This window comes from Paracoccus sp. (in: a-proteobacteria) (assembly GCF_030538495.1).
GTDB lineage: Bacteria > Pseudomonadota > Alphaproteobacteria > Rhodobacterales > Rhodobacteraceae > Paracoccus.
In genome coordinates, this window is the sequence record NZ_JAUNTW010000004.1 from 219661 (window position 1) to 241351 (window position 21691).

Consider the following 21691-nt stretch of genomic DNA (forward strand, 5'->3'; position numbering starts at 1 on the left):
AAGAAAGCCCCCAAGAAAGACGCTGCCGCCGCCGCCGACGCCGCCCCCGCCGAAACGTCAGCCCCGGAGCCTGTGCTGGTTGACGGTTACGAGGTCAAACCCGGCGCCGACCCCGCGCTGATCGCCGCCGAAACCGCGTCCGCTGTTGCGGCGTCCGAGGCTATCACCCGCCGGGACGCTGACCTGCTGACTGCCTATCTGGATTTGGGGCGGTTTGCGTCGTCTGTTGCGCCGCTGTTTCGCTCCACCAAAATTTACGGGGCGTATCTGGCGGACAAAATCCCAGCCTCGCAGTCGCTGGACCCCGCCCTGCGCAGCAACTGCAAGTGGTTGTGGGAGGCTCTCAACGTGCCCGCCCACGACGCCCGCGACCTGCTGACCGTCCTAGGCGTCAATCGTCTGGAGGATTACAAATCGCAAAACCCCACTGTTATCCGCCGCGAATACACTGCTGCCCAAAAGGCAGCCGAAAAGGCGCGCGTCGCCGAGGAGGCCGGTGTGTCTGTGGACGATCTGACGGCCCGCGAGCGGGCCGAACGGGCAGAATCCGAGGCCAAAACCGCCGCCGATTTCGACGCCGCTATCGCCCGTCTGGTCGACGAGGCGGGCCACAAGGCGACCAAAGTCGCCGCCGCAAAATTCATTGCTGACCTGATCGCAACCGCAATCGCGACTAACACCAAACGCGCGGACATTGTGGCGGCGATTATTAGCCAAGCCGACGCCTGACAAACAACCAGCCCCACGCAATCGCGGGGCTGGAAAACCACATGAAAACAAAAGGATAGACAAGATGACCGACGAAAACAAATATGCGGCCTTGGCACGACTCCTCGAGGCTGTTGCCACACGTATGTCCGACCCCGCCGCGTGGGACGAGTGGGGCATTTGCTCCGCGCTGATCGCCGCCCGGCGCACAATGGATAACCCGCCTGACTGGGGTGGGGTGGACGAGGCTTGGAGTGAGGCTATGACAGCGTGGGGCCATTTTTCAGGGTGTTTTTATTACCCTGTCCCCAGCCCAGCCGTGAGGCCGCAACACCACCCCACTCAGGGCGGGGTGGATAGCGTCTATACCTGCGCCGCCGACGAAACATATAACCTAGCAACCCCCGCCGAAATGTGGGACCGGCGCAACAGCGACTACGCTGTCTTTCGTTGGGATTTGCTGGAGTTCGCAATCGAGTGGTGCCACGAGAGAGCGAAGGGCGGCAAGTGACCTTCGCCACATTTTGCGCTTTCATCGCCACCACTGCCGCCATTCTGGCAATCCTCGGTATCGCTGACTGGCTGACCGAAATTTACCGCAACAAGTAACCAAAGCCCCGCCACAGCGCGGGGCTTCCCTTTGACTAATCTAAAGCAGGACTAAAAGCATGACCCAATCAACCAACATCGACAAGATCGCCGCCAGAATCCGCGCTTTGCGAGCCAAGGCCAATGACAGCGCCGCGTCCGAGTCTGAGGCATCAACTGCCGCCGCCATGGCCGCTAGGCTGTTGACCCAATTCGACCTGACCGAGGCTGATCTGTCCGAATACAAAACGACAGCCGCAGGCAGACAGACACACCGTTATCACGAGGCTCTGGCGTCATGTTGGGCGGGTATAGCGGCGCTGACCGAAACAAAGCCATACAAACAGGGACTTGACATTCATTTCGTGGGTCTGCCCCACGATGTCGAAATGGCGCTATTCCTGTCATCCACCATCACAGCCGCAGCTAAGCGTAGTTGGGATGTGGTTCGTAAGGCCACAGGAGGGGCCGCAAAGGAACGTCAGAGTTACTATTGGGGCTTCTCCTCGCGCCTGAACGAACGCCTGAAAGAGCTTGCCCAACAACGGCACATAGCCAAGACGGACACGGGCACGGCTATTACATTGCGTAAATCCGACCTCGTGGCGGAGTGGTTCAAGGAGCGCGGCATCACCCTGCACAAACAACGTAGGGGGCAACGACACGCTGACCCCAACGCCTACAACGCGGGTCGTAAAGTCGCTGACGGTCTGAACCTGAACCGACCTCTAGGCCAAACTAAGAATCCCGCCGAGTCAATCGGATAACCACGCATGAACCCTACAGGCACGCTTGTGGGGTTCCCCTTTTGTTCCTGACATACTATGTCACCACAGCACTACAGGACAGGCTAAACATGGACACCGTTGTTAGGACTCTCTATAGGATTCTGGCGAAAGGTTCGCTTGACGCGGACCTGATGAATGAAATTTGCGTTGAGCTTCAAAGGCTTGACCCCGAAAGCTGGAGAGATGGATGCTATCGCAGGAGAGACGACAAAGAAACGCCGACGGGCTAGGGAACGAATTGCGCAACAAGCGCACCGCCGCAGGGTTCACTCAAAAGGCGTTAGCCGACGCTATCGGTCTGGAATACTACACGATGGTGTCCCAAATGGAGCTAGGCTACATCGCCATCCCGCCGTCCCTTTGGGTGCCTATTGCCAACACGCTTTGCATCGACCGTCACGATTGGGTTTTACGCTGTATGCGCGAACACTATCCAGAGGTCAAAGATGCGTTGTTTGGCGGTAAGTCTCGGGCCGAAATAAAGTTGGCCCTTATTGCCCTACAGAAAGGGGGCTTTGAGTCCTAACTAAACGACCTGCCTTGAACTGGTCTAAAGCAAGGCGTATATGGACCCACTAGACAAGAATGGAGTAACGCATGAAGCTGTATAGAAAGACAGGATCGCCGTTCTGGTGGTATGACTTTTCGGTTGACGGGAAGCGTCACCGGGAATCGACCAAACGCCAGAACAAAACCGAGGCTAACCGCGTAATGCTGGACGCCTATTCACAGGCTCAAAACGCCGCGCAGCTTGGGGATAAGCCGGAGATAGCCGTGTCAGACGCTTTCGACCGAACCGCCCAGACGGTCACAGGAGGGACACGCGGAACCTACGAAGCAATGGCGCGAAAGTGGCTGGGTCTTACATCTGTCCCCGGCGCGTGGCACCTCCCCAAGGGAATCAAACTGCACGAGTTGCGGGACAGCCATTTAGAACAACACCGCAGGGCACGGCTTAGTGAGGGCCTTAAGCCAAACTCGGTGAATCTGGAGACCCGCTTTCTAAGCGTCGTTCATCACGCCCATATGAAGACCTTCCGGGTCTATCGCGACCTTGAGTTCAAGACTTTACCGCGCTTTGTCAAAACCAGATACCTGACAGAGGATGAAGAAGCAGCCGTGTATCAATGGCTCTGGGATCGTCGAGGTCAGGCCCAACGCTACGCCGAGGGTTTGGACATTCTGATCTTTCTTCTGGACACAGGGACACGGCGTAGTGAGTTAGCCAACGCGCGTTGGTCGGATTTGAACCTGACGGCGCGGCTTTTCGAGGTTTACCGGGTCAAAACGGCATCCCTTAGTGTGGTCCCGCTGACCGATAGGGTGGTGGACATGCTTAACAGACGGCGGAACTTACCAACGCCCTTCCCTCATGCCCGGACGGGCCTAGAAGCTGTCAGGGAGGCGCTAGAAGCGGTTTGTAACACGGATGAACGGCTAATCGCCCAAAGGGGGACAGCAACGGTCCACAGCCTGCGCGACACTTTTGGATCAAAGCTGGTAAGGCGTGGTATGAGCCTACACGAGTTGGCAAAACTGCTAGGCCACACAACGGCCTCCATGTCCGCCAAATACGCGCACTTGGAAGGTCAAGATGTAGCTGCTAAGGCTAGAGAATTGCTGAAGGGAGCGTGAGGAAACAAGACTGACACGATATTGACACCGTATGGACCCACTAGACGTAACCACTCGCTTAACCCTCTGATCTGAAAGACAAACAACGCCTCCTGAAAAACTCGTGCCTAATTGAGTATTTAGACACAGAAGAAGCAGCGGTCGCGCCCCTTAGATGGCGGTGAAATCGGCGCAGTCGGGCAGGGGGCGGATGGGGCGCCAGCTGTTCGTTGCCGTATGGGGGTAAAACACGCGCGTAAAGGTGCAGCGCGCCACCGTTTCGGCGTCAGCGTCGGGGGCGACCGGTAGCCGGGCGTTGTCGGTATCCAGCGACGCATTGGGCGGAAATTGTGTGGCGTGGGTTTGGTAAATCAGCGCCCCATCCGCGCCGGGGGTCAGGGTCGCGTCGAAATCATACAGATCGGCGCATTGATCGTTGCGCGCGATATAGTCGGCTTCGGAATAACAGGCGCGGATCGTTTTTGACGCGCTGATGGGCAGCGACAGCGCAAGCGCGCCGGTCGGGTGCAGCAGATGCAGCGTTGTGATCATCGCGCCGCCGCCGGAATAGCCCGCCGTTTCGGTCTGCGTCACCGCGATCACGTGATGGTCGCGCCACCAATCGTCCGAATCGTCATGCAGGGCCAGCGGCGCATCGCCCAGATCGGGGATCAGCACGTCATCGGGCAGGATGATCCGCCCGTCATCCGTCAGATGCGGCACAGCGGCCAGCAACAGCGCGGCCCCGATCATCGCGACCTCCACAAAGCCAGCGACCAGACGCCCACCAGACCGGCGGAAAACAGCGCGTTCCATCCGGCCATAGATATTCCGAACAGGCTCCACGCCACTTCGTCGCAGCGGATGACGGGGGCGGTTTGCAGCCGCGCCATCAGATCCTGCGCCGACATGCGCGCCAGATCACCGATGCCGCTGGAACAGGTGGTCGGGCCAGCCCACCAGCCTTGTTCCACCCCGACATGCTGCACCGCCAGCCCGGTGGCGACCAAAGCCGCAACCACGCCCAGCACCGCGCCCGCGCGCAGCCATCCGGTCGCCCAGATCGCCGCCGCAATCACCACGGCGGCCAGATGCGGCCAGCGTTGCAGAATACACATCGGGCAAGGCGCATATCCCGCCGCCTGAAAGCCCAAGGCGCCGATCAGCAAAAACGCCGACCCCGCGCCCGCCAGTGCCGTGAATTGGCGCGCGTTCACAGATACCTCAGCGCGACAAAGCCGCCCAGCAGGCACACCATAAACACCGTGAACACCAGCCCCAGACGTTTTTCAATAAAGTCGCGGATGCGTTCGCCAAAGAAATACAGCAACCCGCACACGACAAAGAACCGCCCCGCGCGCCCGATGATGGAGGTGATGATAAACACCGGCAGCGACAGCCCGACCGCGCCGGAAAAGATCGTGATCACCTTGAACGGGAACGGCGTCAGTGCCGCAAACAGCACCGCCCAGCCGCCATATTCGGCGAAACGCACGGCCAGATCGGCATAGGCGTCTTCTTTCCCGTAAACGCGCAGCACCCATTGGCCGACAGAGTCCATCAGAACCGCGCCAATCCAATACCCAAACAGCGCGCCCAGCACCGACCCCAGCGTGGCAACCGATGCGATGATCCACGCCTTGGCCCGCTGCGCCAACACCATCGGGATCATCAGCACATCGGGCGGAATCGGGAAAAACGAACTTTCAACAAAACTGACGCCGAACAGGGCCGACATTGCGTGGCGATGCCCCGCCAGCCCCATGGTCCAGTTATACAGCCTGCGCAGCATATGCGTGTCCTTGGTTGTTATGCGCGTTCCTTGCGGCGTTCGAAACGCCACGTCAAGGCCATTGCGCGGCGCAAAACGCGCTGTAACCATGTTGTCATGGAACCAAAGCCCGCAATCCGCGTTCCGCGTCAGATATAAGGATTTCCCGACATGAGATGGCAAAACCGCCGCGGCAGCAGCAATATCGAAGATCGCCGCAGAATGGGCGGCGGCGCGGTCAGCGGCATTGGGGTGGTTGGCACGCTGGTTGTGCTGGCGGTCGGGTATTTCTTTGGCGTGGATGTCACGCCGCTGTTGAACGACCAAGGCGCGCAGACGCAGCAAACGAACCGCCCCTTGACCGCTGATCAGGAACGCTGGGGTCAGCTGGTGTCCGTCGTTCTGGCTGACACCGAAGAGGTCTGGGCGCCCGTCCTGCGCGATCAGGCGGGGATCGCCTATCGCGAACCGACGCTGGTTCTGTTCAGCGGCGCGGTGCAGTCGGCCTGTGGCGGGGCCAGCTCGGCCATGGGGCCGTTTTACTGCCCCGGCGATCAGCGGATTTATCTGGATACCGATTTCTTTGACATGATGGATCGGCGCATGGGCGCGGGGGGCGATTTCGCCGCCGCCTATGTCGTCGCGCACGAGGTCGGCCACCACGTCCAGAACCTGACCGGCACGCTGGGTCAGGTTCACCGGATGCGCGGTCAGGTCAGCGAACGCCAATCAAACGCGCTGTCGGTTCTGACCGAGCTACAGGCCGATTGCTATGCCGGGATCTGGGCGCGCCACGCGCAGCAGCAGTTTGGTATCCTCGAACCCGGCGATCTTGAGGACGCGATGCGCGCGGCCGAGGCCGTGGGCGATGACGCCCTGCAATCGGGGGCGGGGCGCGTGCCGGTGCCGGACAGCTTCACCCATGGCACGGCGGAACAGCGCCGCACATGGCTGATGCGCGGCTTTGAATCTGGAAACATGGCGCGATGCGATACATTCGCTCAGGCGCGCGGATAAGGGGGAACCGATGCTGACCATAACGCTGCTGGCGGGGATCGTGACGGCCTTTGGCATCACGCTGGCAATTGGCGCGCCGCGCCCGCAGAAACAACGCGCCGATTAACGACTTAACGCGGCAAAGGCGGACGGCGGCCATGGTCCAGCGTGGCCCATTCCGGCCACCAGCCCAGCCATTGCAGCCCCGCAATCGCCAGACCCACGGCGATAATGCCGAACACCATTAGCACCATGCGTTCGCTGGGCGGTCTGCGTGCCCACCGAACCGCCCGCAACAGCCATATCATATTGTTCATCCTACCCCCTGCCTGTTAAGGCACAGTATCCAACGATAAGAGCCAGCCTTGCCCCACCATCAGGACAGCCGCCATCTCCCCTATACTGCGCGCCAGATGTATGATCTGGTCGCCGATATTGAAAGCTATCCCCAGTTTTTACCATGGAACAGCGCCGCCCGCATCCGGTCGCGGCGTGACTTGCCGGATGGAGGAACCGAAATCGCCGCCGATCTGGTCATCAGCTTCAAGGTGTTTCGCGAACGCTTTGGCAGCCGCGTGGTTCTGCGCCCCGACCATGACGACGGCGCGCTGCGGATTGATACCGACTATCTGGATGGTCCCTTCAAACATCTGCACAGCGGCTGGACGTTCCGCGACAACCCGGATGGCGGCTGCGATGTGGCCTTCTTTGTCGATTTCGAATTCCGCAACGCGATTTTGCAAAAGCTGATCGGCGTGGTGTTCAACGAAGCTATGTCCCGCATCGTCCGCGCGTTCGAAGACCGGGCCAAGGTTTTGTATGGCTGAGCCGGGACTCTGCACCCGCAACGATGGCGCAGAGCCGCCACGTTGCCCCAAAAGATGGATATTTATGCACAGAAGATAATACGAGGCGCGACGCTTGTTATCTTCTGTGCATAAATATCCGCGGGGGTGCGGGGGCGGCAGTCCCCGCGGCGACGGTACGGGAAAGGGCCGCCCGTGACAGGCGGCCCATGGGGTTAGGTCAGCGCGGCGCGCAGATCCTCGGCCTTGTTGGTTTGTTCCCAACTGAACGCCGTCGCGCCATTGAGCGCATAGGGGGCGCGGCCGAAATGGCCATAGCTGGCGGTCGGGCGATAGATCGGGTGCAGCAAATCCAGTTCGCGGATGATCGCAAAGGGGCGCAGGTCGAACACCTGACGCACGGCGGCGATGATTTTGTCCACCGGCACCGTTTCCGTCCCAAAACAGTTCAGCGAAATCGAGGTCGGTTCCGCCACTCCGATCGCATAGCTGACCTGAATTTCACAGCGTTTCGCCAGACCGGCGGCGACGATGTTTTTCGCCACCCAACGACCGGCATAGGCGGCGCTGCGGTCCACCTTGGACGGGTCTTTGCCCGAAAACGCGCCGCCGCCGTGGCGGGCCATGCCGCCGTAACTGTCCACGATGATTTTGCGCCCGGTCAGGCCGCAATCGCCCACCGGGCCGCCGATCACGAATTTGCCGGTCGGGTTGATAAAGTATTTCGTCTGATCCGACAGCCATTCGGCGGGCAGCACGGGTTTGATGATCTCTTCGATCACTGCGTCGCGCAGGTCGTTCAGCGCGATGTCGGGGCTGTGCTGCGTGGACAGAACCACGGCGTCAATCGCCTGCGGGCGGCCCTGTTCGTCATAGCGCAGCGTGACCTGCGATTTCGCATCCGGGCGCAGCCATGACAGCGTGCCGTCGCGGCGGACCTGCGACTGGCGTTCCACCAGACGGTGGGCATAGGTGATTGGCGCGGGCATCAGCACATCGGTTTCGTCGCTGGCATAGCCGAACATCAGGCCCTGATCGCCGGCGCCTTGTTCCTCAAGGCTCTCGCGGTCCACGCCTTGGTTAATTTCAGGCGATTGCTTGCCGATGATGTTGATGACCGAACAGGTCGATCCGTCAAACCCCACATCGCTGCTGGTATAGCCGATGTCGTTGATCACGCCGCGCACGATGGATTCCAGATCCACCCAGGCGGAGGTCGTAATCTCGCCCGAAATGATCGCGACCCCGGTTTTGACCATGGTTTCGCAGGCGACGCGGGCGCGGGCGTCTTCGGCCAGGATGGCGTCCAGAATGGCGTCGCTGATCTGGTCGGCGATTTTGTCGGGATGGCCCTCGGTCACGGATTCCGAGGTGAACAGGCTGTATTCCGTCATGAAGGTTTCCGTTTTGCTGTCGTTTCAGTTGATGTCTTGATAAAAATGCGCCGGGCCTTGGGGGGCGACGGCAGTGTGTGAATACGACCCAGAGGCGCAAGTTCTTCCAGTTGCTGCGCTGCGCTGCGGTCGCGCAGGTCCAGAAGAATGGCGCCTCCGGGGCGCAGATTGGTGCGAAAATAATCCAGATAGCTGGCGGCGGGCCAGTGAAACCCGCAGGCCAGAAAGCTGACGATCAGGTCCACCGGGCCGGTGTCGCGCAGGCTGTGCCGGTCGGGGTTCACCACCGTCAGCGCCGCGTCTGGCACGCCGTTGCCCTTGAGAAACCGCGCCGCCGTGGTCAGGTTGCTATAGGCCGCGCCCTGCTTGGCATAGCCGAAATAGCGGTGATCGTTGGTTTCCGTGTCAATCAGCACCAGATCACAGCCCAAATTCCGCCATGCCAGCAGGTCAAAGAACGCATAGCCACAGCCGATATCGGCGATCCGGGCGGGGGCCAGTTCGGCCAGCACATCGCGCAAGCCTTCATATTCCGCCGCGATCCCGTCAAAGGCCCGCGCGGCCACATCCGCGCCCAGCCGGTCCACCTGCGCCATCAGCGGCGCGGCGTCGCCGTTTGACCACGCCCGGATGACCTGCCCCGCCTGCGGCACATCCGCCAGCACCTGAGACCGTTGCAGGATCAGATGCGCCAGATCGTCACGCGTCAGCGCCGAGAAATCAGGATCGGCCGGGCGGGTCATCGCAACGCCCGATCAATAGCGATAGTGATCGGATTTGAACGGGCCTTCGGGCGTCACGCCGATATAATCGGCCTGTTCCTGCGACAGTTTCGACAGTTTGACCCCGATGCGGTCCAGATGCAGGCGCGCGACCTTTTCATCCAAGGCTTTGGGCAGGATGTAAACGCCGGGCTGGTATTCATCGCCCTTGGTCCACAATTCGATCTGCGCCAGAACCTGATTGGTGAACGACGCCGACATGACAAAGGACGGATGCCCGGTCGCGTTGCCCAGATTCAGCAAACGCCCCTGCGACAGCAGAATGATCCGCGCGCCGGACGGCATTTCGATCATATCCACCTGATCTTTGATATTCGTCCATTTGTGGTTGCGCAGAGCGGCGACCTGAATTTCGTTGTCGAAATGGCCGATATTGCCGACGATGGCCATATCTTTCATCTCGCGCATATGTTCCAGACGGATGACGTCTTTGTTGCCGGTGGTGGTGATAAAGATGTCCGCCGTGGCGGCGACGTCTTCCAGCGTCACGACCTCGAACCCGTCCATGGCGGCTTGCAGGGCGCAAATCGGGTCAACTTCGGTCACTTTGACGCGGGCGCCGGCACCGGCCAGCGATGCGGCGCTGCCTTTGCCCACATCGCCATAACCGCAGACCACGGCGACCTTGCCCGCCATCATCACATCGGTGGCGCGGCGGATGCCGTCAACCAGCGATTCTTTGCAGCCATATTTGTTGTCGAATTTCGATTTCGTCACGCTGTCATTCACGTTGATCGCCGGGAAGGGCAGCAAGCCTTTCTTATGCAGATCATAGAGGCGATGAACCCCGGTCGTGGTTTCCTCGGACACGCCTTGGATCGCGTCGCGTTGCTGGGTGAACCAACCCGGCGATTGCGCCAGACGTTTTTTGATCTGGGCGAACAGAGCCTCTTCTTCTTCGCTGGTGGGGGTGTCGATCAGGCCGGTTTCGCCCGATTCCACCCGCGCGCCCAGCAGGATATACAGCGTCGCATCGCCGCCATCGTCCAGAATCAGGTTCGCGGTGCCATCGGCGAATTGGAAAATCTGGTCGGTATAGGCCCAGTATTCGGCCAGCGTTTCACCCTTGATTGCGAACACCGGCACGCCGGTTGCGGCGATTGCGGCCGCCGCGTGATCTTGGGTCGAATAGATGTTGCACGACGCCCAGCGGACATCGGCACCCAAGGCGACCAGCGTTTCGATCAGAACGGCGGTCTGGATGGTCATATGCAGCGAACCGGCGATGCGTGCGCCCGCCAGCGGTTTGGCATCGCCATATTCCGCGCGCAGCGCCATCAGGCCCGGCATTTCGGTTTCGGCAATGTCCAGTTCTTTGCGGCCATAATCAGCCAGCGTGATGTCGCGGATAACGTAGTCGGTCACGGTTGCGTGTCCCCTGTTCAGGCGTCAGTTAGCGCGGGGGATAGCGCAACGCGACCGCAACCGAAAGCGATAATTCGTGCCGCCCGCGCCCCTAAACCACGCGACGCAGATAATCGCGCAGCGTGCGTTTGCACAGCTCCAGCCGGTCGGGAATGTCGGGCATCCATTCGGGGAAATGGCCATCCGCATTCAGCCGCGCCATGCCATACACATAAGTCCGCGCGCCCAAGAGCAGGATGTTGATGTCTTCGTTGCCGGGGAAGCGCCCGGCATCAAGCGCGCGCTGCAACATGCTTTCGGTCAGCTGCCGCATCGCCTGAATATAGCGCCGCAACGTGGGGTCGTTGACAAAGTCCAGATGCGTCCGGTCCGACGCCACCAAAAACAGCGCCGGGTTTTCAAAGGCCCAGTCCAGATAGGCTTCGCCCATGGCGCGCATCTGTTCGACCGGATCGGCATTGGCGACCGCGCCCGCCGTGCGGGTGGACAGGTCAAACAGGCGCAGATACGCGACCTCGATCACGCCCATCAGAACGGCGTGTTCGTCGGGGAACATCGCGTTTGCATCGTCCAGCCCCACGCCCGCCTCGGTGGCGATGTCAGCCATGCCTGGCAGGCGTTGGGTTGTGCGAGACCGTTCCAACAAACGGACCAAAGCCTTGGTCAGTTGGCCATGGCGCGAACCTGATGATGCTGGCCCCGCATATGCGTCGCCATCCTGTTCCATGTTATGACAGCCGATACTGATAGAATGCTGCGTGTGTCGTCTGACGGTGCCTTATCCGTCGGCCCGAGCCTGACGCTTCCGTTCATGCGGGTCAAGATAGCGTTTGCGCAGGCGGATGTTTTTCGGCGTCACTTCGACCAGTTCGTCGTCGTTGATATAGGCGATCGCCTCTTCCAGCGACATGCGGACGGGGGGCGTCAGGCGAACCGCTTCGTCCGTGCCGGATGCGCGGACGTTGGTCAGTTTTTTGCCTTTCAGCGGGTTCACCTCAAGGTCGTTGTCGCGCGAGTGTTCGCCGATGATCATGCCTTGATACACCTGTTCCTGCGCGCCGATGAACATTTTGCCGCGATCTTCCAGGTTCCACAGGGCATAGGCGACGGAAACGCCGTCCTCCATCGAAATCAGAACGCCCTGACGGCGGCCCTGAATCGCGCCTTTATAGGGCGCCCAGCCGTGGAAAATGCGGTTCAGCACGCCGTTGCCGCGCGTGTCGGTCATGAATTCGCCGTGATAGCCGATCAAGCCGCGCGACGGCACATGCGCCACGATGCGGGTTTTGCCGTGACCTGCGGGGCGCATATCCACCATGTCGCCTTTGCGGTCGCCGGTCAGTTTTTCGATCACAGCGCCGGTATAGTCATCGTCAACGTCGATGATGACTTCTTCGATCGGCTCCATCCGTTCGCCGTTTTCTTCGCCAAAGATGACGCGCGGGCGGCTGATGGACAGTTCGAATCCTTCGCGGCGCATGTTTTCGATCAACACGCCCATCTGCAATTCGCCACGGCCCGACACGATAAAGGCTTCGCCGCCGGGGGTATCCTCGACCCGGATGGCGACGTTTGATTCGGCCTCTTTCATCAGGCGTTCGCGGATGACGCGCGACTGCACCTTATTGCCGTCACGACCGGCCAAGGGGCTGTCATTGATGCCAAAGGTCACGCTGATGGTGGGCGGATCAATCGGCTGCGCGGGCAGGGCGGTGTCCACATCGGGGGCGCACAGCGTATCGGCCACGGTCGCCTTGGCCATCCCGGCCAGCGTCACGATGTCCCCGGCCACGGCCTCGTCGATGGGTTGCTGCGTCAGGCCGCGAAAGGCCAGAATTTTGCTGATGCGGAACTGTTCGATCCGTTCGCCATCACGCGACAGCGCCTTGACGGTGTCGCCCGCCTTGGCGCGGCCCGCCTCGACCCGGCCGGTCAGCAGACGGCCCAGAAAGTTGTCCGACCCCAGCGTCACGGCCAGCATCTGGAACGGCTCGGCTTCGCGTTCGATCTGTTTCGGCGGCTGCACATGCTGCAAGATCAGGTCGAACAGCGCCGACATATCCTGACGCGGACCGTCCAGCGTTGCGTCGGCCCAGCCGCCAATCCCCGACGCATAGACATGCGGGAAATCCAGCTGTTCGTCATTCGCGCCCAAGTTTGCGAACAGGTCAAACACTTCGTCCAGAGCCTGATCGGGTTCGGCGGCGGGTTTGTCCACTTTGTTCAGCACAACGATGGGACGCAGCCCAAGGGCCAATGCCTTGGAGGTCACGAATTTCGTTTGCGGCATCGGGCCTTCGGCGGCGTCCACCAACAGACACACCCCGTCCACCATCGACAGGATGCGTTCCACCTCGCCGCCGAAATCGGCGTGACCGGGGGTGTCCACGATGTTGATGCGGGTGCCTTTCCATTCGACGCTGGTCGCTTTGGCCAGAATGGTGATGCCGCGTTCGCGTTCAATGTCGTTGCTGTCCATGACACGTTCGGCCACGGCCTGATTTTCACGGAACGACCCTGACTGGCGCAGCAGTTGGTCAACCAGCGTGGTTTTACCGTGGTCAACGTGGGCGATGATGGCGATGTTGCGAATATCCATGGGGCCTTTCCGTGCGGTTCGCCGCCCCGTTAGCGGATGGCGGTCCAAAACGCCAGCGGCAAAAGCGCAAAACGCCCCTTGCAGCGGCTGCAAAGGGCGTATGTCGCGCCGCCACGATCCTGCCAGATCGCCGCGTTATGCCGTCGGACGCGCTTAGCGCAGGCCCAGAAACGACAGGATGAACAGAACGACGACAATCAGGCCGACGATGTAAATAATGGAATTCATGGTAACTTCCCCTTGGTTTATGGCTCGCGACAGCGTGATGTGCGATCCTTCTGTGGGGTGAACGATGAAAACGCCGCCGGGTTCCCGTATCAGAGCGATAAATTTTCATTAACCCTTGGGCAGCCAGTCCAAGCCCCCATCGGTGCGGAAATGCGGATTGTATTCGGCGCTGACCCACCCTTTGTAGCCGTCGGCGTCCAGACGGTCGAAAAAGGCCGGGTAATCCAGACGGCCCCGGTTGGGTTCGTGCCGCCCCGGCCAGCCCGCGATCTGGATGTGGCGCACCCGCCTGCGCACCTGATCCCAGCACGCCATCATGTCGCCGGTGATGACCTGCGCGTGATAGGCGTCAAACTGCATCGCCAGATTAGGCGCGTTCACCGCGTCCAGAATATCCATGGCCAGCCCGAAATCCGACAGGAAATAGCCGGGCATATGGTCTTGGTTGATCGGTTCAATCGTCAGGCTGATATGGGGCGCGCGGTCAGCGGCCCAGATCAGGTTTTCAACCATGGTATCATAGGCTTGCGGCCCACTGGCTTTGCCCGACATGATGTGCAGATGGGTGCTGTTCAGCGCCTCGGCCACGCGCATGGATCGTTCGAAATCGCGGCGAAAGCGGTCCTGATGGTCTGGCACAGCCGCAAAGCCGCGCGGTCCTCCGGCCCAGTTTGGCGGCGGGCAGTTCATCAACACCCAATCCAGCCCCGCATCGCCACATGCCTTGGCCAGATCGGCCACCTTTACGTCATAGGGGAACAGAAACTCGGCCCCCGTAAAGCCCGCATCCGCCGCCGCCTGAAACCGTTTCAGCACGCCGAGTTCGGTAAAAAGCAAAGTCAGATTGGCAGAAAATCGCGGCATGGTTACGGCTCCAGTGAATAAAAAACGCCGCCTGATGTAACGCCCACGCGGCCATCGGGTCCGGGCTGCGCGGCGTCGGCCAGACGGTAAAATGTCTTGCGGTCAATCAGCGCGTCCAGACCGCCGCGCACATGGACATAGGGGCGCGGTTCGTCAGCCGTCCCGCGCATCGTGATGGGGTGATCCGGCCCCACCACCACCCGGTCGCCCACATGCGTGGTCAGGGTAATGTCAGCGCCCAGATCGGCGTCAACCGCCACGAACGGCGCATCCACCACGCGAATCCCCACCTTTTCGACCGGAGTCACCAGAAAATAGGCGTCGCCTTCGCGCTTCAGGATGTTGGAAAACAGCCGCACCATGGCGGGGCGCCCGATGGGGGTGCCGTTGTAAAACCACGTCCCGTCGGCGCGAATCTCCATATCCAGATCGCCGCAAAAGGGCGGGTTCCACAGATGCACCGGCGCGGGGCCTGCGCCCTTGGCCGCGCGGGTGGCCGAGGCGGCGATGCCGTCGGCGTTCACGCTGTTGTCAGTCTTTTCAGCCATTCGATCTGGTCGCCCCCGGTGTTAGTGCCTATGGTCCACCCTAAGATAAGCAAGGGGCGTTGTCATGACCGCAGACGAACATCTGGTGCATCAGGTGCAATCCTTGGGGCAGGTGCTGGGGCAAGCGCGGGCCAGCATCGAGCATCGCTTTGTCGGGCAGCACGCCGTTGTCGAACAGGTGCTGGCCGCGATTCTGGCGGGCGGTCATGCGTTGCTGGTCGGGCAGCCGGGTTTGGGCAAAACCATGCTGGTGGATACGCTGGCCACGGTTCTGGGGCTGGACAGCGCCCGCGTTCAGTTCACCCCCGACCTGATGCCCGCCGATATTCTGGGGTCCGAGGTCTTGGACACCGCCCCCGATGGCAGCCGCGCGTTCCGGTTCATTCAGGGGCCGGTGTTTACGCAATTGCTGATGGCCGATGAAATCAACCGCGCCAGCCCGCGCACGCAATCGGCGCTGTTGCAGGCGATGCAGGAACGGCAGGTGACGGTCAGCGGCCAGCACCGCGATCTGGGCCGCCCGTTTCACGTTCTGGCCACGCAAAACCCCATTGAACAAGAGGGAACCTATCCCTTGCCCGAAGCGCAACTGGACCGTTTCCTGTTGCAGATCGACGTGGATTATCCCGACCGCGCGACGGAACGCGATATTTTGCTGGCGACGACGGGGGTGGATGATGGCGTGGCGCACCGGGCCTTTGACGCGGACGGCTTGATCGCGGCGCAGAGGCTGATCCGCCAGATGCCCGTCGGTGATTCGGTGGTTGAAACGATTCTGGATCTGGTCCGCGCCGCCCGTCCCGGCACCGATGAATCGGCGGCGGTGATCGGGGATGCGCTGATCTGGGGGCCGGGGCCGCGCGCGGCGCAGGCGCTGATGCTGGTCTGTCGCGCGCGTGCCGTGCTGCATGGGCGGTTTGCGCCCTCGCTGGATGACGTGGCCGCCATGGCCGCGCCGGTTCTGCGTCACCGCATGGCGTTGTCATTCGCGGGCCGGGCGCGGGGCGATACGGTGGACGGGCTGATCGCGCGGCTGCTGGACACGCGCGACGGGCTGCGCGCCGCATGACCCCCGCGCCCGCCGATCTGCGCGCCCGCGCCGAGGCGGTCAGCGCTGCCCTGCCGGGGCTGATGCTGTCGGCCACACGATTGGCCGCGATGGTGGCCCCCGGCGCGCATGGCCTGCGCCGCGCGGGCGTAGGTGACGATTTCTGGCAATACCGCCCCGCCCATGCGGGTGACAGCGCGCGCAACATCGACTGGCGGCGTTCGGCCCGGTCGGATGCCGAATATGTGCGCGACCGTCAGGCGCAAACGGCCCAAAGCGCGATGATCTGGGTGTCCGCCGGTCAGGGGATGGGCTTTGCCAGCCCCGGCGCGGTGACAAAACGAGACCGCGCGCAGGTCATCGCGCTGGCTCTGGGGTTGCTGCTGCTGCGCGGGGGCGAACGGGTCGGGTTGTTGGATCAGGCAGCGCGGTCGGGGCGGGCGCAGGCCGATAGCCTGGCGCAATCGCTGTTGGCTGCGCCGGTCGCGTCGGGCGACGATGACGCCCCCCCGCGCCACGCCCTGCGTCCGCATCAGCGCGTTGTTCTGATTGGGGATTTTCTGGCCGAACCGGATTGGCTGCCGTCCTTTCTGGCGCAGGCGGCGGGCATGGGCGCGACCGGGGTTCTGCTGCAAATCCTCGACGCCGCCGAGGCGGATTTTCCATTCGTGGGCGCGGTTGAGTTTCATTCCGCGTCGGGTGCCGCCCGCCATGACAGCCGCGACGCGGCGGGGCTGCGCGCGGCCTATCTGGAGCGGTTGGCGCAGCGTCAGGCGTGGCTGGCGGATCACGCGGGCCGCGCGGCATGGGCGTTTCACAGTCACCGCACGGATCACGCGGCGGGCGATGCGCTGGCGTGGTTGTGGCGGGCGATGGGGGGCTGATGCTGCTGCTGGGTCCGCTGGGATTTGCCGCGCCGTGGGTTCTGTCGGCGCTGATCGCGCTGCCGGTGCTGTGGGTGATGCTGCGCGCGATGCCGCCCGCGCCGCGCCGTGTGGTCTTTCCGGGTGTCGCGTTGCTGGCGGGGCTGGTGGACCGCCACCCGCAGGCAAGGCGCACGCCGTGGTGGTTGTTGCTGCTGCGTCTGGCGGCGGTGGCGGCGCTGATTATCGCCTTTGCCGGGCCGGTCTGGCGTCCGGTGGCGCAGGCCCCTGCGACCGGGCCGTTGTTGGTGGTGATGGATGCGGGCTATGCCGCCGGGAATGACTGGCCCGCGCGTCAGGCCCGCGCCGAACGCGCGCTGTCGGATGCGGCGGCGGCGGGGCGTCCGGCGGCGCTGATGCTGGCCGATGGGCGCGGCGGAGCGGTGACGTTTCAGACGGGCGACGCGCTGTTGCCCGCCTTGCGCGGCGCGCAGCCGGTGGCGTGGGGCTCGGCCCTGCCTGACGCGGTGGAGCTGCCCGATGGGCCAATCACAACGCTGTGGCTGGCGGATGGCACCGATTATCCGGGCCGCGCGGCGTGGTTATCGGCGCTGACCGCGCGGGGGGCTGTGACCGTCGCGCCGCCCCTTCGCGCGCTGCAAACGCTGATGCTGGAACCCGGCGACACGCCCGCGTTGCGCGTCAACGGCGCGGCGCAGATCGCGGCGATTGGCCCTGACCCGCAGGGGACCAGCCGCGAACTGGCGCGGCTGGATGGCGACGACCTGATCCAAATTTCGCTGCCGCCGGAATTGCGGAACCGGATCGCCCGGTTCCAGATCATTGGTCAGGATCACGCGGGCGCGGTCGTTCTGGCCGATGATCGCGTTCGGCGGCGCAAGGTCGCGCTGGTCGGCGATCCGGGGGCCGAGGGGCAGGAACTGCTGTCCCAGACCCATTACCTGCGCCAAGCCCTGACCCCCATTGCCGATGTCGTCGAAGGCGGGCTGTCCGACCTGCTGAACACCGCGCCCGATGTCATCATTCTGGCGGATCAGGTCGGGCTGTCGGACCCTGACCGGCTGGTCGAATGGGTCGGGCAGGGCGGCTTGCTGATCCGGTTCGCGGGGCCGCGCATGGCGGGTTATGATGATCTGACGGGCGAACCGCTGCTGCCGGTGCCGCTGCGTCAGGGGGGGCGCGACATTGGCGGCGCGCTGTCCTGGGGGGCGCCGCGCGGGTTGGCTCCGTTTGCGGCGGATGGCGTTTTCGCGGGGCTGACAGCGCCGGATGATGTGGCGGTCAGGGCGCAGTTGATGGCGCAGCCTTCGCCCGTCTTGGGAGATTTCACGATTGCGGCGCTGTCGGATAACACCCCGCTGGTGACGCGCGACCGGCTGGGGCAGGGGCAGGTTGTGCTGTTCCATGTGACGGCCAATGCGGAATGGTCGAACCTGCCTCTGTCGGGGTTGTTCGTCGATATGCTGGCGCGGCTGATTGCGACGGCGCGGCTGTCGCCGGTCGCGGAAACCGGGATGCAGGATCAGCCATTTTGGACGCCGGAAACGGTGCTGAACGGATTTGGCCGCGCGGTTGATCCGGTGGGGCTGTCGCCGGTCGCCGCCGATGATCTGGCGCGCGGGCCGGGGGTGGATCGTCCCGCCGGGATCTATGCGGCGGGGGAACGGCGGGTTGCGCTGCATGCGGGGGCGGCGTTTCGCCCTGCGGAATGGCCGGGCGCGGTGATACAGGCCGATGATCCGGGGCGCGATCTGCGCGGGGTGTTGCTGGTGGCGGCGGCGCTGTTGCTGGCGCTGGACGCGGTGGGGTCGGTTCTGGTGCGCGGGCTGGTGGTCGCGCTGCTGCTGGCGCTGCCCGCCGCCCCCCGCGCGATGGCGCAAGACCTGTCGCCTGACCTGATCCGGGCCGCGGATGAAGTCGCGCTGGCCTATGTCATTACCGGCGACGCCGATGTTGACGCGGCGTCACATTCAGGGCTGAGGGGGCTGTCGCAGGCGCTTCATGCGCGCACCTCGGTTGAACCGGGGCGTCCGGTCGGGGTGGACCTGAATCGCGATGATCTGTCGGTGCTGACGTTCCTCTATTGGCCGGTAACGGATACGCAGCCGCTGCCCGATCCGCAGGCTTATCTGCGGCTGAACGCGTTTTTGCGGTCGGGGGGGATGATCCTGTTTGACACGCGCGACGGTGATCTGGCGGGCGTGGGCGGGCCGGACCGGTCGGGCGCGTTGCAGATGCTGGCCGCGCCGTTGGATATTCCGCCGCTGGCCCCGGTGCCGGATGACCATGTTCTGACGCGGACCTTTTACCTGCTGGATGATTTCCCCGGACGCTGGCAGGGCAACCCCATCTGGGCCGAGGCCCCCGCCGCATCCGATCAAACCGCCGCCGGGTTCCGGCATCTGAATGACGGGGTGACTCCGGTTATTATTGGCGGCAATGCGTGGGCCGAGGCGTGGGGCGTGACGGATCACGGCCGGTTTACGCATCCCGTCGGGCGTGGCTGGGACGGCGACCATCAGCGCGAACTGGCCTATCGTTTCGGGATCAACCTGATCATGTATGTGCTGACCGGAAATTACAAATCCGATCAGGTGCATGTCCCGGCCCTGTTGGAACGTCTGGCGACCGAGGGGGGACAATGACCCTGCAATTCGCCCCTTTGTTGCCGTGGCCGGTTATCGCGGGTCTGGCGGTGCTGGCGTTGATCGTGGCGGGCGGGGCCGCGTGGCGGGGCCTGCGCGGTTGGGCGTGGCGCGGATTGGCGGGGCTGGCTGTGGCGGCGGCGCTGACAGGACCGGCGCTGGAAACCGCGACGCGCGCGGGGCTGACCGATATTGTCGTGCTGATCGACGACCGGTCGGCCAGCCAGTCCCTGCCCGGACGCGCCGCGCAGACCGACCGCGCCATCATCGACCTGACCGCGCGCATCGCCGCGCTGCCCGACACCGAACTGCGCCGGGTGACGGTGGGCGATGACCCGGACGGCACGGCTCTGGGCGCGGCGCTGGCGCAGGCCGTGGCGGCGGAACCGGGAAATCGTCTGGCGGGGGTGATTGCGGTGACGGATGGGCGGCTGCATGACGCGGCGCTGTTGCCTGATGATCTGCCTGCGCCGCTGCATGTCCTGCTGACCGGACAGCCCGGGGATTGGGACCGGCGGCTGGTCATCGAACAGGCCCCGGCATTTGGCTTGATCGACCAGGAAACCACCCTGACCCTGCGCATTGACGACCAAGGCGCGGCTCCGCCTGCCTCCACCACCAATCTGCGTATTTCCGTCGATGGCGAAGATGCCCAAGTCTTTGCCGTGCCGCTGAACACGCCGCTGACGCTGCCCATCACGCTGCGCCATGCGGGGCAGAACGTCATCCATCTGGCGGTTGATCCGGTGGCGGGCGAACTGACCGACCGCAACAACGCCGCCGTGCTGAACATCAACGGCGTGCGGGACCGGCTGCGGGTGCTGTTGGTGTCGGGCGTCCCCCATGCCGGAGAACGGACCTGGCGCAATCTGCTGAAATCCGATGCGGCGGTGGATTTGATCCACTTCACCATTCTGCGCCCGCCGGGAAAACAGGACGCGGTGCCGGTCACGGAATTGGCGCTGATCGCCTTTCCCACGCGCGAATTGTTTCAGGACCGCATCCATGATTTCGACCTGATCATTCTGGACCGTTACCGGGTGCAGGGCATTTTGCCGCCGGATTATTACGACAATATCGCGCGTTACGTCGAACAGGGCGGCGCGGTGCTGATCGCGGGCGGGCCGGAAATGGCGGGGGTCGGCGGGCTGCATCTGTCGCCTTTGGGTCGGATCATGCCCGCGCGTCCGACGGGGCGCGTGATCGACGCACCGTTCCTGCCCATGCTGACCGATGCGGGGCAGCGCCACCCGGTGACGGCGGGAATGACGGGCGACTGGGGCCGCTGGCTGCGCATGGTCGAAACGGTGGCCGAGCCCGGCGCTCAGGTCGCGATGACGGGCGCGGATGATGCGCCACTGTTGATCCTGAACCGCGTGGAGGCGGGGCGCGTGGCGATGCTGGCATCCGATCAGGTCTGGCTGTGGGGCCGTGGCTTCGAAGGCGGAGGCCCTCAGCTGGACCTGCTGCGCCGCATCGCCCATTGGTCGATGAAGGAACCCGAACTGGAAGAAGAAACCCTTCTGGCCGACGCCACCGATCTGCGGGTGCGGTTCACCCGCCGCACGATGCAGGGGGATGCCGGACCGCTGACCATCACCGCGCCCGATGGGTCGGTGCAGGAATTGGCCCTGACGCCCGCCGGTCCGGGGCGATGGGTCGCGGATTGGGCCGCGCCCGAACCGGGGCTGTATCGGTTGCGCGACGGCGATGTGACGCGGGTTCTGGCGCTTGGCCCCGCCGCGCCGCGCGAATTTGAACAAACGGTTGCGGATGCGGACGGGCTGGTGCCGCTGGTCACGGCCTCGGGCGGGGCGGTGCATCGCCTGTCGGATGGCGTGCCGGATCTGCGCGCGGTGTCTGCGGGGCGCGCGACGCATGGTCGCGGCTGGATCGGCGTCACCCCCCGCGATGCGGCGACGGTCACGGGGCTGGAACGCACGCCCCTGTTGCCGGGTTGGGCATGGCTTGCCGTGATTGCGGCGCTGATCCTGACCGCTTGGCTGTCCGAGGGTCGCCGCCCGCCACGCTTGCCAACCCGCAACCCGATTTGATAACCCAAT

The 21691-nt window shown here is 63.3% G+C and carries 22 protein-coding genes; 11 read left to right on the forward strand and 11 right to left on the reverse strand.

Features of this window, described 5'->3' with window-relative positions; genetic code table 11:
* The 5 genes from Q4G20_RS05555 to Q4G20_RS05575 all read left to right on the forward strand — a co-directional run.
* Positions 1 to 729 (forward strand): hypothetical protein (locus Q4G20_RS05555; protein ID WP_303342387.1); only part of this gene is annotated, 729 nt, incomplete at its 5' end.
* A gap of 64 nt (positions 730 to 793) precedes the next feature.
* Entirely contained in the window at positions 794 to 1219 is a 426-nt protein-coding gene (locus tag Q4G20_RS05560) for a hypothetical protein (RefSeq protein WP_303342388.1), read from the forward strand.
* A gap of 157 nt (positions 1220 to 1376) precedes the next feature.
* Positions 1377 to 2063 carry a DUF2786 domain-containing protein gene (locus Q4G20_RS05565; RefSeq protein WP_303342389.1) on the forward strand — a complete coding sequence of 229 codons (687 nt, stop codon included), beginning with the start codon at positions 1377 to 1379 and terminating at the stop codon, positions 2061 to 2063.
* 208 nt (positions 2064 to 2271) lie between these two features.
* Positions 2272 to 2610 carry a helix-turn-helix transcriptional regulator gene (locus tag Q4G20_RS05570; RefSeq protein ID WP_303342390.1) on the forward strand — a complete coding sequence of 113 codons (339 nt, stop codon included), beginning with the start codon at positions 2272 to 2274 and terminating at the stop codon, positions 2608 to 2610.
* Between the two features lie 71 nt (positions 2611 to 2681).
* Complete coding sequence (locus Q4G20_RS05575) at positions 2682 to 3719, forward strand: site-specific integrase (protein ID WP_303342391.1); 1038 nt, start codon at positions 2682 to 2684, stop codon at positions 3717 to 3719.
* Between the two features lie 150 nt (positions 3720 to 3869).
* On the opposite strand, the gene Q4G20_RS05580 is transcribed toward Q4G20_RS05575, so the two are convergent.
* The 3 genes from Q4G20_RS05580 to Q4G20_RS05590 are packed head-to-tail and all read right to left on the reverse strand — an operon-like array spanning position 3870 to position 5490.
* Positions 3870 to 4514, reverse strand: a complete 645-nt coding sequence (locus Q4G20_RS05580; RefSeq protein ID WP_303342392.1) for a hypothetical protein — start codon at positions 4512 to 4514, stop codon at positions 3870 to 3872.
* On the reverse strand, positions 4448 to 4915 hold the full coding sequence (locus tag Q4G20_RS05585; RefSeq protein ID WP_303342393.1) for a disulfide bond formation protein B: 468 nt from the start codon (positions 4913 to 4915) through the stop codon (positions 4448 to 4450). Before Q4G20_RS05585 ends, Q4G20_RS05580 begins: the two co-directional genes overlap by 67 nt.
* Positions 4912 to 5490: a YqaA family protein gene (locus Q4G20_RS05590; RefSeq protein WP_303342394.1), complete on the reverse strand. Its 579-nt coding sequence runs from the start codon at positions 5488 to 5490 to the stop codon at positions 4912 to 4914. The genes Q4G20_RS05585 and Q4G20_RS05590 overlap by 4 nt, the downstream gene beginning before the upstream one ends.
* Positions 5491 to 5640: 150 nt before the next feature.
* Between Q4G20_RS05590 and Q4G20_RS05595 the strand changes: the two genes are divergently transcribed.
* Positions 5641 to 6486, forward strand: a complete 846-nt coding sequence (locus Q4G20_RS05595; RefSeq protein ID WP_303342395.1) for a neutral zinc metallopeptidase — start codon at positions 5641 to 5643, stop codon at positions 6484 to 6486.
* 110 nt (positions 6487 to 6596) lie between these two features.
* Here Q4G20_RS05595 and Q4G20_RS05600 read toward each other — a convergent pair whose 3' ends face one another.
* Positions 6597 to 6782, reverse strand: coding sequence for a hypothetical protein (locus tag Q4G20_RS05600; protein WP_303342396.1), 186 nt, complete (start codon positions 6780 to 6782; stop codon positions 6597 to 6599).
* A gap of 48 nt (positions 6783 to 6830) precedes the next feature.
* On the opposite strand from Q4G20_RS05600, the gene Q4G20_RS05605 reads away from it, so the two are divergent.
* Positions 6831 to 7292 carry a type II toxin-antitoxin system RatA family toxin gene (locus tag Q4G20_RS05605; RefSeq protein WP_303342397.1) on the forward strand — a complete coding sequence of 154 codons (462 nt, stop codon included), beginning with the start codon at positions 6831 to 6833 and terminating at the stop codon, positions 7290 to 7292.
* Between the two features lie 194 nt (positions 7293 to 7486).
* On the opposite strand, the gene metK is transcribed toward Q4G20_RS05605, so the two are convergent.
* The 7 genes from metK to Q4G20_RS05640 form a co-directional block, all read right to left on the reverse strand.
* Complete coding sequence (gene metK, locus Q4G20_RS05610) at positions 7487 to 8665, reverse strand: methionine adenosyltransferase (RefSeq protein WP_303342398.1); 1179 nt, start codon at positions 8663 to 8665, stop codon at positions 7487 to 7489.
* A complete protein-coding gene (locus Q4G20_RS05615) occupies positions 8662 to 9408 on the reverse strand; it encodes a cyclopropane-fatty-acyl-phospholipid synthase family protein (RefSeq protein WP_303342399.1) in 747 nt (248 codons plus the stop codon). Before Q4G20_RS05615 ends, metK begins: the two co-directional genes overlap by 4 nt.
* 12 nt (positions 9409 to 9420) lie before the next feature.
* Entirely contained in the window at positions 9421 to 10812 is a 1392-nt protein-coding gene (ahcY, locus tag Q4G20_RS05620; protein ID WP_303342400.1) for an adenosylhomocysteinase, read from the reverse strand.
* A gap of 91 nt (positions 10813 to 10903) precedes the next feature.
* A complete protein-coding gene (locus tag Q4G20_RS05625; protein ID WP_303342401.1) occupies positions 10904 to 11419 on the reverse strand; it encodes a TetR/AcrR family transcriptional regulator in 516 nt (171 codons plus the stop codon).
* A 171-nt stretch (positions 11420 to 11590) separates the two neighbouring features.
* Positions 11591 to 13411, reverse strand: a complete 1821-nt coding sequence (gene typA / locus Q4G20_RS05630; RefSeq protein WP_303342402.1) for a translational GTPase TypA — start codon at positions 13409 to 13411, stop codon at positions 11591 to 11593.
* Positions 13412 to 13747: 336 nt separating this feature from the next.
* Positions 13748 to 14503, reverse strand: a complete 756-nt coding sequence (locus Q4G20_RS05635; RefSeq protein ID WP_303342403.1) for a hydroxypyruvate isomerase family protein — start codon at positions 14501 to 14503, stop codon at positions 13748 to 13750.
* Between the two features lie 2 nt (positions 14504 to 14505).
* The gene (locus Q4G20_RS05640) at positions 14506 to 15051 is read right to left on the reverse strand and encodes a DUF1285 domain-containing protein (RefSeq protein WP_303342404.1); all 546 of its coding nucleotides are present in this window, start codon (positions 15049 to 15051) and stop codon (positions 14506 to 14508) included.
* A gap of 64 nt (positions 15052 to 15115) precedes the next feature.
* Here Q4G20_RS05640 and Q4G20_RS05645 point away from each other — a divergent pair, with 64 nt between their 5' ends.
* Genes Q4G20_RS05645 through Q4G20_RS05660 form a run of 4 tightly spaced genes read left to right on the forward strand, consistent with a single transcriptional unit; the run spans position 15116 to position 21682 of the window.
* The gene (locus tag Q4G20_RS05645; protein WP_303342405.1) at positions 15116 to 16120 is read left to right on the forward strand and encodes a MoxR family ATPase; all 1005 of its coding nucleotides are present in this window, start codon (positions 15116 to 15118) and stop codon (positions 16118 to 16120) included.
* Positions 16117 to 16983: a DUF58 domain-containing protein gene (locus tag Q4G20_RS05650; RefSeq protein WP_303342406.1), complete on the forward strand. Its 867-nt coding sequence runs from the start codon at positions 16117 to 16119 to the stop codon at positions 16981 to 16983. Before Q4G20_RS05645 ends, Q4G20_RS05650 begins: the two co-directional genes overlap by 4 nt.
* Positions 16983 to 19628 (forward strand): DUF4159 domain-containing protein, encoded by a 2646-nt coding sequence (locus Q4G20_RS05655; protein ID WP_303342407.1) that lies wholly within the window; start codon positions 16983 to 16985, stop codon positions 19626 to 19628. The genes Q4G20_RS05650 and Q4G20_RS05655 overlap by 1 nt, the downstream gene beginning before the upstream one ends.
* Complete coding sequence (locus Q4G20_RS05660; RefSeq protein ID WP_303342408.1) at positions 19625 to 21682, forward strand: glutamine amidotransferase; 2058 nt, start codon at positions 19625 to 19627, stop codon at positions 21680 to 21682. Before Q4G20_RS05655 ends, Q4G20_RS05660 begins: the two co-directional genes overlap by 4 nt.
* Positions 21683 to 21691 lie beyond the last annotated feature (9 nt).